The sequence below is a fragment of the Bifidobacterium vespertilionis genome (assembly GCF_008698145.1).
GTDB classification, from domain to species: domain Bacteria; phylum Actinomycetota; class Actinomycetes; order Actinomycetales; family Bifidobacteriaceae; genus Bifidobacterium; species Bifidobacterium vespertilionis.
This window is the reverse complement of record NZ_RZNZ01000046.1, coordinates 1-231: the sequence shown is the minus strand read 5'-3', so window position 1 is coordinate 231 and position 231 is coordinate 1. Positions and strand designations below refer to the sequence as shown.

Here is a 231-nt window from a genome sequence, read left to right as displayed (position 1 = left end):
ACCCTGCCGAGCTCGCGGTACCAAACCTCGTTGGGCGTTTCCCAGTTCAGGACCTTCAACGGGGTGTCGTTGATCTCCTGGACGATGGCCTGCAGGTCCTCGTCCGACAGGTCGTCGAAGCTGGTCCTCTTGGGCAGGTAGCGGCGGATCCTGCCGTTGCGGTTCTCGTTCGTGCCGCGCTGGTACGAGGAGTACGGGTCCGCATAGTAGGTGGGCATGCCGAGCGCCTCG

Annotated in this window: 1 protein-coding gene; it reads right to left on the bottom strand. The window is 64.1% G+C overall.

Annotated features, from left to right (window positions below; genetic code table 11):
* The coding region (locus EMO90_RS12055) for an IS30 family transposase (protein WP_150395008.1) at positions 1 to 231 on the bottom strand (231 nt) is incomplete at both ends.